Genomic DNA, 13,056 nt, shown 5'->3' with positions numbered 1-13,056 from the left:
AGGCGCAGCCCGCTACTGGCGTTGGGGGAACCGGCGCACAAACCGTCGCTGGCATGGGGTTTCGACGGCGCCGGGGCGGTAGCGCTCACGGACGTAGCGGGTGGCCTCGGCGGCGGGAACGCCGTCGAGAATCGCAATGCAGGCCAGCGCCGTGCCGGTCCGCCCGCGGCCTCCGTAGCAGGCGACCTCCACCCGTTCGTCCCCGGCGCGCAGCCAGGCTTCGCGGAAGGCCGCCTCGGCGTCCGACAGGTCTTCCGGCAGCCGGAGATCGCGCCAGCGCACCCACCGCTGCTCCCACAGGGTGGAGGCCGGAGCACGGTGCTTCAGGTACAGGGCGAATTCCGGCGCGGGACCCGGCGGCAGCGGAACACGCAGCGCACGGCCGCGCAGCAGCCTCCCGGACGGCAGCCGCAGCACCCCCGGCAGCCCGGGATCCCACGGTGATCCCATGCCAGAGAGGATAGCCCCGACGGCGCGCCACGTCTCACCGTATGGATGCCTAAGCGTTTGCGCAGCTGTGAGAAGAATGCAAGTAAGCCATATCCGTTGTAGGCGTGGCAGCGATGAGAGGCTGCTGGGTTCCGCCCTCAATCTCGCTGACCGGCTGCGCATAGCGTTCCGGCGTGTCGGTTACTCGATCCCCGCTGAATGCGGCATGAAAGGGGCTACACCTTGCCGTCTCGGCAGTACGTCCGCGGATGAACGTACGCTTCGCCACTCACCTTCGCCCGACGTCCCGCGTTGCAAACTGCTCCGGAGATGTCTCGTCCTGCGTTTTCGACAGACAAAAGTCGTCGTCGATTCTGATAACGAGCGCAATGATCAGTCTCAGTACCGTCAGAAGGTTTGAAAATAATCGTACTGGTTTTCACAGATTAATTGCGATCCGTGGAGGTGCTTCTAGGGCGTCACCGCGAACGACGTGGTCCGGCTTCATTTGTAAAGGCACTCTGGTCGTTTCCTCGGCTTCGCTGAGGTCGCGTATCCCATGGCGTTGTCATGACGCTGCCTCCACCTGTCTTACGTCCTTAAAGTGTAAAGGGACTGGAGATAACGGCTATCTCGCACTCATCCGGTGCATCCTTAAGAAAGCGGCTCCCGAGAGGCTCTGACTTTGGGTGCCAACAGAGCGGAAAGAGGACTCAGAACGTCCGCTTCCGGTGTCTAAAGCAGCGGGTGTGACCTCCCATCGGACGGACCTGCCTTCACGGTTACGTCACATCTCGATCACCTTTTCCACAGCTTCGGGCTGGGGGCGATAAGGTTTATTGGTCTTATGTAGTAATGGGGCTTGCCTTGAATTCTCTGGCTATCACCTCCAGAGCAGCAGGTCACATCAATAATCGCTACTTGGAGCGATCCAATCAGGGGGTTTTCATGAAAAGCAACACACCACTACCTAACGGTAAGCCGTCGGATCAGCGTCCCGGAGGAGAGCAGCCCGTGGGGACAGCCCAAGTTAAGACTGCCCGTCCCTGGTACAAGAAGAAGCGCGTAATCATCCCGGCCGGTGTACTGGCACTGATCATCGGCATCGGCAGCTGCGGCGGCGAAGATCCAGTCTCGTCCGACCAGAGCAGCCAGGTTCAGGAAACCCCGGTGGCGGCCGAGCCCAGTGTGGACGCTGAGGCCGAGGCCCAGGCCAGCGCTGAAGCTGCCGAGAAGGCCGAAGCGGAAGCCGAGGCAAGAGCAAAAGAAGAAGCGGAAGCAGAGGCTGCCAAACAGGCTGAGGACGAGGCTGCGGCCAAGGCTGAAGCAGAAGCCAAGGCGGCTGAGGGTACGGTCAGCCAGAAGAACGCCCTGCGGTCCGCTCAGAACTACATCGACTTCCAGGCTTTTTCGCGCACTGGATTAATCCAGCAGCTGGAGTTTGAAGAGTACTCCACTGAGGACGCGACGTGGGCGGTTGACCGTGTTGAGGTCGACTGGAACGAACAAGCAGCCAAGGCAGCCCAGAACTACCTCGACTTCCAAGCTTTCTCCCGCCAGGGGCTGATCGACCAGCTAATCTTCGAGGGCTTCACGCCGGAGCAGGCAGAGTATGGAGTGAGCCAAACGGGTCTCTAATTTTTAGTAGATGTGTTGCCCCGATAGGGCTTGTAGTCAACCGTCGAGCGGCTATGAGCCCTATCTGGTTGTCGTTGGGAAAGCCGTTCATACGGGATCACAACGGATAACAGGAGCGCGATCCTGCCCGGGAACTCCGTGGAAGTCGGCGGTCCAGATGGTTTAAGGTGTCGCCGAGGCTCGTAAACAGCCATCGACGGGCCAAGGGCCCGCTCACCGTGACCAAGACCCACGATAAGCCAGACCGTGACCTACGAGGTCACCAGTCTGAAGCGAACCGAGAAGCAATCGCCACGCGCAAGGTCCTCTGCAGCCAGAGTTGCGCCCAGACGGCAGCCAACATCGCTGTCACCAAGGCATCCAAGGATGCCTCCGTGAAGTTCGTCAAGGACTAAGCCGAAACGAAAGCCCAGGCAAAGGCCAAGGCGAAGATCACCAGCACGCTGAAGGCGTAGGCTAAAGGACGCGAAAGCCAAAGCACTCAAGGCCGGTAGCGCGCAGACGCAGACGTAGTCGATTCAACAGGAAGCCCCCTGGTGGTCATTCCGGCGGAAATTCACCCGCTCGACAACGCACGGCAGGCCTTCGACGCCACGTCCCGCGCCGAGCACTGCCGCTCATGTTGCCGTTTCATGATGAGCACGTGCCTGCATTCGCCAGCGACGCGGCAGAAGATTTCGCTCCCTAGTGGCAACCTGCGTTCTCGACGTCGCACTGGGCGACAACGCAATCCGCTGAACGTGGAGGTCATCGCCCTGCTCCACAGTGGCCACTTCGCCTCCGGCCCTTCCCGGTTCACCAAGGCCCTCGCTGCCGCCCCCAAACGCAGCGCCATGTCCCACCGCACTAGGCCATAGCCACGGGTGCCGACGTTTGCGCGGGCCCAAGGCCGGTATTCGGCGGGGAAACAGGCTACCCGGCAGCTTATGAATCAGGGGGCAGGATCGGCGTCGCGTCCCGGCGGGTGATGGCCGGCTGTGGCGGCCCGGACGTCGCCCTCTTCATGCCCGCCCTTGTTCTTGCCGAAGGGCAGCACTTTGAGCAACGGGTGCAGGATTGCCATGACGACCAGGCCCCAGGCGAGTCCGAGGACGGCCGAGCACAGGGTGTTCACGAGCCAGGCCAGGAAGCCGCCGGCCACCGGGATCCCGGCGAACGGGCCCTCGAGGACGTGGACCAGGTCATAGGGAGCGTGCCAGCCGAGGTCGTATGCCCCCTGGAGCATGATGTGGCCGCCGACCCAAAGCATCGCGATCGTGCCGACGAAAGTGATCGCGGCCAGCACCGCGGGCATGCCCTTGACGAGCAGCGCGCCGAAGCGCTGCGAGCCCGCGGAGTCCTTGGTGGTCAGGTGCAGGCCGATGTCGTCCATTTTGACGATGAGCCCGACGGCGCCGTACACGAGCACCGTGATCGCAATCGCCACGACGACCAGGATGAGCGCCCGGACCCACAGAGAGGCGTCGCCCACCTCGTTCATCGAGATCACCATGATCTCGCAGGACAGGATGAAGTCGGTGGTGATGGCGCCCTTGACGACCTTGGACTCCGCCTCCGGACCCCGCTCGACCGCCGGCGCCTTGTCGGCCTCGTGGTGGCCGCGAACCTTGTGCCAGACCTTTTCGGCGCCCTCGTAGCAGAGGTAGGTGCCGCCCAGCATGAGGATGAACGGGATCGCCCCCGGGATGAAGGCGCTGACCAGCAGCAGCGCCGGCAGGATGATCAGCAGCTTGTTCCGGAGCGAGCCCCAGAAGATGCGCTTGATCATCGGCAGTTCGCGGGAAGGGTCCGCCCCGGACACGTACTGCGGGGTGACGGCGGCGTCGTCGATCACCACGCCGGCGGCCTTGGCCCCGGCCTTGGCGGCGCCCGCCGCGACGTCGTCCACCGAGGCGGCCGCGATGCGGGCCAGGGCCGCGACGTCGTCGAGCAGGGCGACGAGACCGCCGCTCACAGATCGCCTCCGCGTTGCTCGATGGCTGACTGCTGGACGTAGAGGCCACGGTTGAGGTGCGTGATCGGCATGCTCAAAAGTATACGGCGGCGCGACGCCCGTCCGCCCGGGGGAGTGCGTTGATGGAGGCCAGACGGGAGGCGTTCATCGAGGTCGGCCAGGGACGAGCAATCAGCGCAACACGATGTCCACCGGCCGTGCCAGGGAGTGGCCGCGTTCCAGGATGCCCGACCGGTTGGCGGATTCGTCGCGCAGGACTTCGGTGACCGAACCGAGGAAGCGGGCCAGGTCCACCTTGTCCTCGGGGGCGGCCAACAGCAGCTGGAAACCGAATTCGTGCAGAGCGTTGATGCTGGCCTCGGCAAACGCCAGCGATGATTTCACGAAGGCCTCGTCCATCATCACCGTGCCGAAGGTGCTGAAGCCCTGCCCGGCGATGCCCAGTTGGTAGGCCAGCGCCGACGCCATGATGAACGCGGTGAAGCGCTGGCCCTCGCCGCCGGACATCAGGCTGGCCTGCAGGTTGGTGTAGGCGCGGCCGTCCGCCAGGAGATTGGTGCAGGTGATGTCCACGTGCGACCGCACGTCCAGGACCTCGGCGCGCCAGCGGCGCTCGTCCTCGGAGGCCAGCCTCTCCACAATCCGCTCCAGGGCGAGGTAGCGGGCGTCCATGTCCTCGGCGGTCTGCCGCCTGCCCATGACCGGCAGCGCGTTCTTCAGGTCGGTGCGGAACTTGTGCGACGCGTCCGGCACCGCGTTGGCGATCTCAATCTGCAGGTGGCTGTCCTCGTGGTACTTCACGCGCCGCAGGATTTGGTTCAGCGGCTGCAGGCGGGACGCAATGCTGCGGCGTTCTTCGTCCAGCAACTGGAGCAGGTCGCTGAAGCGTTCGTAGGTGCGGTTGTTGAAGTACTCGCGGAATTCAGCCTCCCGCTGCGGCAGCCCTTCGCCCACGATGTCGTGGTAGCGCGCCTCGTAGTCGGCGGCGGCCTCCAGCGACGTGCCGTGGTCTGAGCCCCACTGCCTGCCGTAGGACTCGAAGATCTTCACCAGCTGGTTGCCGGCCTCCAGCCGGGTCCGCGCCAGCAGGCCGCGGGATTCCAGCAGCGCGCGCTCGATCCGGGTGCAGACGTCCCCCAGGAAGGCCAGGTCGGTGATCTCCCCGTGCGGGGCAAAGAGGGCGTCCAGCTCGGAGGCCAGTTCGTCCGTCAGTTGCCCGGCGGCATCACCGGTGGCGGCCAGGGCGTCCCGGCGACTGCGCGCGGCGTCCAGGTCGGCGGTCAGCCGGGCGGCGTCGCCCTTGAGCACACCGATCTTCTCCGTGGCGGCCGTGAGGTCCAGTTCCGCCGTTTCCAGCTCGAACCGCAACTGCTCCAGGTCCGCGTTGGCATCCCGGGCCTGCTCCAGGCGTTCCGCCGCCGCGGCCACGGCGGCGGCGTGTGCTTCGGCGGAAACCTCCTCCCAGTCGCGTGTGTCGGCCGCCACGGCCTTGGCTGCGGCCAGCCGGCGGCCCAGATCCTGCTGCTCGCGGGCGCGTTCGGCGGATTCGGCATCCGCCGTGCCGTACGTCTCGCGCAGTTCCAACAACCGCGCGGCGAGGGCGGCAATCTTGTCCTGGTTGTCGAAGCCGAGCAAATAATCGGACGCCCCGGTGTGCCGGTCGTCCTTTTCCGTGGTGCTGCTGCTGCGCTTTACCGCGCCGCCCAGGGTGACGCCGCGGGCGACGTGTGCCAGTTCGTCCGGGTCGTCGACGCAGACGTAGTCGTAGTGCGCCGTGATCTTGCGCCGGACCCAGTGCCCCATGGCGGAATCCTTGGTGACCAGTTTGGTGACCAGGTCGTCGTCGCCGGCGTCGGCCTTTCCGTCCAGCGGGGCGCTGACGTCGATGATCCGCAGGAAGCCACGGATATTGTGCTCGTTCAGGTAGCGCGTGACGGCCTTCATCCGGTCGCCCGGGACCAGCATTGCGGCGGCCAACGACCGCAGTGCGCGTTCGGCAGCCGGGCGCCAGCGGGCCTCGGCGGCGGCCATGTCGATCAGCTCGCCGGCGAACGGAAGTTCCTCTTCCGCGATGCCGGTGGCGGCACAGATCTGCCGGCGGCGCTCCAGGCTGTCGGGACGGATGTTGCTGGTGCGGCGCCGGAAGGACTCGATTTCTTCCTCCAGCGCACGGATCCGGCCCTTGAGGGTCCAGGCCTCGCCCTGGGCATCGTTGCTCCGTTCGCGGGCCGACTCGGCCGCCTTGGCCAGGTCCTTGGCCAGCACGGCGGCACGGCTGCGCGCGGCAGCGAGGCCGGCGGGACTGAAATCTGCTTCAATCCCGGCGGCCGCCAGCTCGCCCCGGAGGGCATCTTCGACGGACTGGCGGGCCCGCAGCTCGGCCTGGGCCGCCGCCAGCTCCCGTTCCAGGGTGGCGACGGCGGAGCCTCCTTCGCTGCCGTAGCGCGCCCTGAGCGACGCCGCCTTCTCCCGGAGCCCGTCGCGTGCCGCTTCGGCGGTTGCCAGCGCGGCCGTCGCCGCCGTTGCTTCCGCTTCCAGCCGGTCGATCTGCCGGCCATGGCAGTCCAGCGCCAAACGTCGCCGGTAGAGCGGCAGGGCCTCGTCCGCCAACACGCGGTTGCGCTCCAGCCCGGCCTGCGCCTGCTGCAGCTCCCGATGCAGTCGGGGCACGGGGGCCAGCAGGTCCCGCTGCTGCCGGGCGCGTTCCAGCTGCCGCCTGATGCTGCTGAGGTGGCTGAAGTCTTCCACGGCCTCCTCCGCGGCGGCCAGCGTCCGGGGCGTGTCCAGCACATGGTTGCGGAAGAAGTCGTTCACGGTGCCGCCCAGGCCCCTGCCCGTCTGCAGCGTCCGCAGCAGGCCGAAGGCCTTTTCCTGGTCGATGCCCAGCGCTTGCCGGAATCGCTCGGCAAACGCCTTGTGCGAATCGAAGACCTGGCTGCCCGGCAACAGGGCCTCCAGCGAGGTCTTGCTGAACCGGCCCAGCATGCGGGCCTCCAAAGCGGGAATGTCCAGGGCCTTGTTATGCAGCACATAGAAACGGCCCACATTGTGTTCGGTCCCGTTGGCCGGCAGGTCCAGCAGCACGGACAGGCTGGTGGTCTGCCCCAGGGCGTTGTCGAAGGTCAGGCAGACCGCCGACCAGGTGGCACCGGGACGCTGGTAGAACGTGGCGTTCCGGGACCCGTCGCCGTCCGCCGGGGTGGCGCCCAGCCGTCCGCGCATGTAGCTGAACGCGGTGCGCCGTTCCTCGGCGGCGCTGCCGGCGCTGGTTTGGGCGGCCTCGTTCATCTTCGGCCGCGCGTCCAGCACCTGCAGCATGCCGTCGAAGATGGTGGACTTGCCCACCCCGGAGCCGCCGGTCAGCAACGTTCCGGCGCGGTCCACGCGGATGGAGTGGGAGCCGTCGAAGGTGCCCCAATTGACCAGCTGCACGCGGCTGAGGCGGTGCTGGCCGGGATTGAGCAGCCCGTCCAGGGGCAGGATCGTCTCGATGCTCATGTCAGGCCTCCTCGCCCTCGACAGCCAACTGGTCCGTCTCCGGCGCCTCGCCGGCCGGCGGGAGAGTACCGGCCAGCGAGCCGATCACCGCCGGAATGTCGCCGATGTTCTCGAAGGGCAAGGCCAGCGGCAGGGCCGGGGAAATGACCCACACGTCCGAAAGTTCGGTGGCTTCCAGCAGCCGGCGCTCGTTGGACAGCTTGCGGATGGAGGCATCGGCCAGGTCCTCGACGTGTTTGGCGTCGTGCTGTTCGGGGTCCACGTAGTCCTGCAGCACGTCGATCACGTCGGCCCGGCTGATCAGCGGCTCCGTCCCGGTGCCGGCGTGGCGATCCTGGACGAGCCGCATGCGCAGGAGCAGCAGCGTCTCCTCGCGCGTCATCTCCCGCTGCCGCTGCAGGGCGTTGGTGTGCGGTTCGGCCATGGGGACAGGCCGCAGCATGGCGACCTTGCGGTCTTCGTCGATGACCAGTTGCAGGAACAGCTCGCTGAGCCGGGAGGCGAGGACGCGGCGGTGTTCCACCACGGTGTCGTAGACCCGGTCCGTGGAGCCGGCGTGCAGGTAGGGGCCGCGCAGCAGCCGGACCAGGGCCTGGCGCAGCTTCAGGGGCAGCTTGCCGGTATCGCCGTCGAAGAGTTCGGGCCCGTCCACCATCTCGTTGCGGGCGGTCGCCTCCTCAGCCTCGGCGGAATCCGCCTCCTCCGGCCCGGCAGCCTGGGCGGGATCCGCCTCCTCCGGCCCGGCAGCCTCGGCGGGATCCGCTTCCTCCGGTGCGGCCGCGTCCTCGGGCCCTGCGGGCGGATGGGCGGAAACCCCGGTCAACTCGTCCTCGGTCAACTCGTTCATTAGTCTGCAGCTTTCGTGAAAGTGACGGCGGGCAGCACCGCGGTTCGTTCGCTGCCGTCGATTTGGATCAGGGTCACGCTGTCGGTCGCGTCCGGATCGAGCACGCCGCCGGTATTCAAGGCCCGGTGCAGCAGCCAGCGCAGGCTGTTCAGGTGCCGGTGTTCCGGTTCCAGCTGGTCGTAGACCGCCGACAACGGCGCCGGCCCGCGTGCTTCGACGGCGGTGCGCACCGCACGGGAGAGCACCTCGGCGTCAGCCTGCGGCGTGCGTACCGCGCGGCGGATGTCCGCTTCGGTGAACTCGGGCGGCGGCGGCAACTTCGCCGGCGCCTGGTGATCCTGCGGGTCGTAGAGCCGGATCATGCTCACCGATTCGAAGCCGGAGCCGTACAACTGCGGCGCCGGTACCACCGCACGCCGGCCCGGCAGGCTGTGCCGCGACTTGAAGATCGCGGCCTCGGCAGCCCGAATCGCCTGGCGCAGCTGGACCGATTCGCGGTAGTCGTCCGACTGCACGAAGGTGTGCATGCTCTCCGAGAGCCGCCCGTAGATGCGGTGGATCTCGGCCGCCTGCGCCCGCAACTGGGGCATGAGCTGCTGCAGGGCCCTCCGGTCCTCCGGCTCCAGGCCGTCGGCGAAGTCCCGCTCGAGCACGTCGGCGATCGCCTGCCGGAAGCGCTGCTGCTGGTCCTCGTCGTTCAGGAACGCCGTGAAGCTCTCGTACGTCCGGCCTTCGCTGGTGCCGCGCAGCCGTTTGTCGGCGTCGAGCACCTCGCCCATGGTGATGCCCTTGGTGGCATTCGACTCGACGATTTCGGCGCGCAGCGTGTGCAGCATGCGCTCCAAGCCGTCGCGCATCCGCTTGAAGTCGGCCGGCAGCCCGGCCGCCAGCGCCAGGATGTCGCGTGCCGCCTCCGCCGCCGCGGCTGCGGGCACCGCCGCCGGCGCGTCGCCTGCTTCCAGCGCGCGGATCTTTTCCTGCCGTTCGGCGATTTCGGCCCGGAGCACGGCAATGCGCGCCTCGGGGTCGGGATCGGTCTCATGGGCCAGGGCCTCGACCCGGGTGAGCAGCGTGGCCAGGCGGGAGCTGTTCAGGGAGGAGGAAGCCCCGGTCAAGCCGTCCAGATACTCCAAAAAGCGCACTGTCGCTTCGGTGGGCTCGTAAACGAACCGCCCGCCCTCGCGCAGGCGGGAGAGGAACCTGCGGGCCACCCAGTCGTCCGCGTACTGGCGGGCGGACCAATCCTCCCGCAGCGGCACCCCGGCGCGCCGCAGCTCGGCCAGGATCGCGTCGGTGTTGCGGTGGAACTCCTCCAGCGGCAGCTGCGGCCGGGAGCGGGTGAAAGCGGTCCGGAACAGCGCGGGCACCCACGGGCTGGCGGCGGCGAGCTTGAGGCCCGGCGTCGCGGACAAGGCCTGCAGCTCCTGCCAGCGGGCAAGGGCGTTCTGGGTGAAGGACATGCTGTGCTTTCCGCCCGCGGAAGGGAAAAGCGGGCCCAGAAAATCTTAGCCGCTCCAACTGCGCTGACGACGGCGGCGGCCGCCACGGGTGGGCCGTGTCGCCCGGGGATGCCTGCTGACGACGGCGGCGTGCCCGCCGTGGCGGCGCCGCGTCGCCCTGGGTTACCCCGCTGACGACGGCGGTGTGCCCGCCGTGGCGAAACGGATCGCCTCCGGCCTGGCCTCGCCGTCGTTCGCCTAGCTGCTAGCCGGCAGCTTTTGGCGTCGCGCGGCGAGCTTCTCGGCGGCCTTCCGGCGGGCGACGAGCACCTTCTCGTCCACCGGGGCGTCGCCGCTGGCCCGCCGCGAGCGGGCATAGGCCATGGCGTCGTCCTGGCGTTCCTGCTCGGCGCCGGTGGCAATCTTCGCGCGCAGATGCTCCGGCCCGTAGCCAAAGGCGTCCACGAGGTCGCGGGCATGCGGGCGGAGCCGGGACAGCAGACGGTTGACGTACCCCCCAAGGATGCGGGCGCGCTGGGCGGAGAGCCGCCCGTGCATGAGGTACCAGCCCAGGTTTTTCTCCACCAGCGACAGGCCGAACAGGTCCCGCAACCAGGTCAGCACCCGGCGGGTACCGTCGTCGTCGATCTGCCCGAGTGCGGCGGTAAAGGCCTCCCACTGCAGCAGTTCCGCGTGTGCGCGGGCGGCCTCGATCAGCTCATGCTGGTGTTCGTTGAACAGCGCCGCGGCCTCCGCCTGCGGCAGCCTCGTGGCATTGCGGAGCGCGCCGCCGATGCCGGCGACCATGGTGGAGACCCGGTCGGTGAGCAGCTGGCGCTGCGACTCCGGATCCTTCAGGTAGTTGGCGCTCTTGCGCTCCGAACCGCTGTCCGCGAACGTCTGGGCCACCTGGCGCAGGCCGGTGCGGTGGAAGGTGGCGTCGGCCGCCTGGTGGGCAACCCACCGGGCCATCACGCCGAAGTCTGCGTGGCGGAACTCCTTGGCGTAGTCCGCGAGCAGCCGCTTGGCGACCAGCTGCAGCAGCACCGTGTTGTCGCCCTCGAAGGTCGCGTAGATGTCCAGGTCGGCGCGCAGCGCCGCGAAGCGGTTTTCGGCCAGGAAACCTGCCCCGCCGGTGGCCTCCCGGCACTCCTGCAGGGTGTCCAGCGCGTGCCACGTGCTGAGCGACTTCAGGGCGGCGGCCAGGGTTTCCAGGTCCTGCCGGTCCTCGTCGGTGTCGTGGGCGCCGGAGAACACGTCGTCGAACTTCTCCAGCAATTGTTCGTGCGCGAAGGACGCCGCGTAGGTGGTGGCCAGCCGCGGCAGCAGGCGCCGCTGGTGGCGCTGGTAGTCCAGCAAGACCTCTTCGGAGGTGTCCGAGGACGCATTGAACTGCCGGCGCTCGGTGCCGTAGCGCACCGCGATGGCCAGGGCTACCTTGCTGGCGGCCACCGCGGCGCCGTCGAGCGACACGCGGCCCTGCACCAAGGTTCCCAGCATGGTGAAGAAGCGGCGGCCCGGGCTGGCGATGGGGGAGGTGTAGGTGCCGTCCTCGGCCACGTCGCCATACCTGTTCAACAGGTTGGCGCGCGGGATGCGGACATGGTCGAAGTGCAGGCGGCCGTTGTCGATGCCGTTGAGCCCGCCCTTGTAACCGTCGTCTTCGCCGCCGATGCCGGGCAGGAAGTTGTGCTGTTCGTCCCGGATGGGCACATAGAAGGCGTGGACGCCGTGGTCGACGCCCCGGGTGATGAGATGCGCGAACACCACCGCGGCCAGGCCGTCGTTGGCGGCGTTTCCCAGGTAGTCCTTCCACGCGGCCCGGAAGGGTGTGTGGATGACGAATTCCTGCGTGGCCGGTTCGTAGGTGGCGGTGGTGGCGATGCTTGCCACGTCGGATCCGTGGCCGGTTTCGGTCATGGCGAAGGCGCCCGGCGTCTTGAGGCTCATGATGTCCGGCAGCCACTGGTCATGGTGTTCCCGGGTGCCCAGGTGCAGCACCGCCGCGCCGAACAGGCCCCACTGCACACCGGCCTTGATCTGCAGCGAGGGGTCGGCGGTGACGAGTTCCTCGAAACCGGCCACGTTGCCGCCGTGATTGTCTTCGCCGCCGAGCCGTGCGGGGAAGGCACGATGCACGGCGCCGGTGTCCACCAGGTACTTCAACTGCCCGAAGACCCGCTGCCGGTGCTCCTCCATCGTCAGCCCGTCGATGCGGTGGAGTTCCGGGCGGCCGGCCAGGTCGCGTGCCGCCTGGCGGATGTCGGCCCAGCGGCCCAGCAGGAGCCGGCCGAGTTCGGCCACATCCACGGTGGCTCCGTTGTCTTCAACCGGTTCCGGGGTTTCCAGGGCGGGCGTATACGTCATCGGATGTTCCTTCGGTCGTCAGGTGTGTGTCGGTGGGGCCGGGGAAGGCGGCGGGGCGGGGCGGCCGGGTGCGGGCGGTCAGTCCATGCCCGGGGCGTTGCGGGAACGGCCGGGTGGCCCGGAGCCAGCTGCGGGAGCTCCGTTGTCCGGTGCGACGCCACCCAGCAGCCATTGGGTGAGCAGGCCCGTCATGACTTCCCGGCTCGGCTTGGTTTCATCGGCGGGAGCCGCCAGCCAGCATTCACCGGCCGCACGCACCATGCCGATGGCGGCCCGGGGCCAGTAGGATGCGGCCGCCAATTCCGCGGCATTCCCCGCTGCCGCGGCCAGGTGGCCGCGCAGCGGAGCCTCGATCATGGCGGTGACGTTGGCGAAAAAGTCCTGCAGGACGGCGGAACTGCCGTCCTCCGTGGCGGCGGCCGGTGCACCGGCCGGCCGAGTTTCCTCCGCGCCGGGTTGCGGTGCGGCCGGCGGCTCGGACGGCGCGGCCCGGGTGACGAACGCGTACACGTGCGGCGAGGATTCGGCCATTTGCAGGTAGACCGACACCATGGCGTGCAGGCCCTCCCGGGCCGTGGTCGCGGTGGCGGCGGCCTCCTGGAGCCGGGCCTGCATCCGGCCGATCACCACCTCGCCCATGGCCCGCTGCAGGCCGGCCTTGTCGCCGAAGTAGCGGTAGAAGACGGGCTTGGACGTCCCGGCCGCCGCCGCGATCTCCTCCATGGACGCATCGGGGCCAAGCCGGTGCACCGCGTGCCGCGCCGCCCGGATCAGCTCCCGGCGGCGTTCCGTCCGGTGACGGTCCCAACGGGCCGAGCGGCCGTCCGCGGGCGTCGCCGGATTCGAGGCGGCCTGGCGGCCTGTGGCGGTGTTCACGTAACTCA

The 13,056-nt window shown here is 68.1% G+C and carries 8 protein-coding genes; 1 reads left to right on the top strand and 7 read right to left on the bottom strand.

Annotation, left to right across the window (positions count from 1 at the left end; genetic code table 11):
- Positions 1 to 12 precede the first annotated feature (12 nt).
- Positions 13 to 450 carry a protein-tyrosine phosphatase family protein gene (locus tag AC5RW2_RS21225; protein WP_494074510.1) on the bottom strand — a complete coding sequence of 146 codons (438 nt, stop codon included), beginning with the start codon at positions 448 to 450 and terminating at the stop codon, positions 13 to 15.
- An 834-nt stretch (positions 451 to 1,284) separates the two neighbouring features.
- Here AC5RW2_RS21225 and AC5RW2_RS21220 point away from each other — a divergent pair.
- Positions 1,285 to 2,067, top strand: coding sequence for an Ltp family lipoprotein (locus AC5RW2_RS21220; protein ID WP_494074509.1), 783 nt, complete (start codon positions 1,285 to 1,287; stop codon positions 2,065 to 2,067).
- Between the two features lie 931 nt (positions 2,068 to 2,998).
- On the opposite strand, the gene AC5RW2_RS21215 is transcribed toward AC5RW2_RS21220, so the two are convergent.
- The 6 genes from AC5RW2_RS21215 to AC5RW2_RS21190 all read right to left on the bottom strand — a co-directional run bounded on the left by AC5RW2_RS21215 (position 2,999) and on the right by AC5RW2_RS21190 (position 13,048).
- On the bottom strand, positions 2,999 to 4,021 hold the full coding sequence (locus tag AC5RW2_RS21215) for a DUF808 domain-containing protein (protein ID WP_494074508.1): 1,023 nt from the start codon (positions 4,019 to 4,021) through the stop codon (positions 2,999 to 3,001).
- Between the two features lie 171 nt (positions 4,022 to 4,192).
- On the bottom strand, positions 4,193 to 7,519 hold the full coding sequence (locus AC5RW2_RS21210; protein WP_494023100.1) for an ATP-binding protein: 3,327 nt from the start codon (positions 7,517 to 7,519) through the stop codon (positions 4,193 to 4,195).
- A gap of 1 nt (position 7,520) precedes the next feature.
- Entirely contained in the window at positions 7,521 to 8,366 is an 846-nt protein-coding gene (locus AC5RW2_RS21205; RefSeq protein ID WP_494023099.1) for a DUF4194 domain-containing protein, read from the bottom strand.
- The gene (locus tag AC5RW2_RS21200) at positions 8,366 to 9,826 is read right to left on the bottom strand and encodes a DUF3375 domain-containing protein (protein WP_494023098.1); all 1,461 of its coding nucleotides are present in this window, start codon (positions 9,824 to 9,826) and stop codon (positions 8,366 to 8,368) included. Before AC5RW2_RS21200 ends, AC5RW2_RS21205 begins: the two co-directional genes overlap by 1 nt.
- Positions 9,827 to 10,063: 237 nt before the next feature.
- A complete protein-coding gene (locus AC5RW2_RS21195) occupies positions 10,064 to 12,172 on the bottom strand; it encodes an acyl-CoA dehydrogenase family protein (RefSeq protein ID WP_494023097.1) in 2,109 nt (702 codons plus the stop codon).
- Positions 12,173 to 12,250: 78 nt separating this feature from the next.
- On the bottom strand, positions 12,251 to 13,048 hold the full coding sequence (locus AC5RW2_RS21190) for a TetR/AcrR family transcriptional regulator (RefSeq protein ID WP_494023096.1): 798 nt from the start codon (positions 13,046 to 13,048) through the stop codon (positions 12,251 to 12,253).
- Positions 13,049 to 13,056 lie beyond the last annotated feature (8 nt).

The sequence above is a fragment of the Arthrobacter sp. B0316-1-20 genome (genome assembly GCF_059091865.1).
The sequence above is the reverse complement of the archived record's forward strand: the minus strand, read 5'-3'. Positions and strand labels throughout refer to the sequence as shown.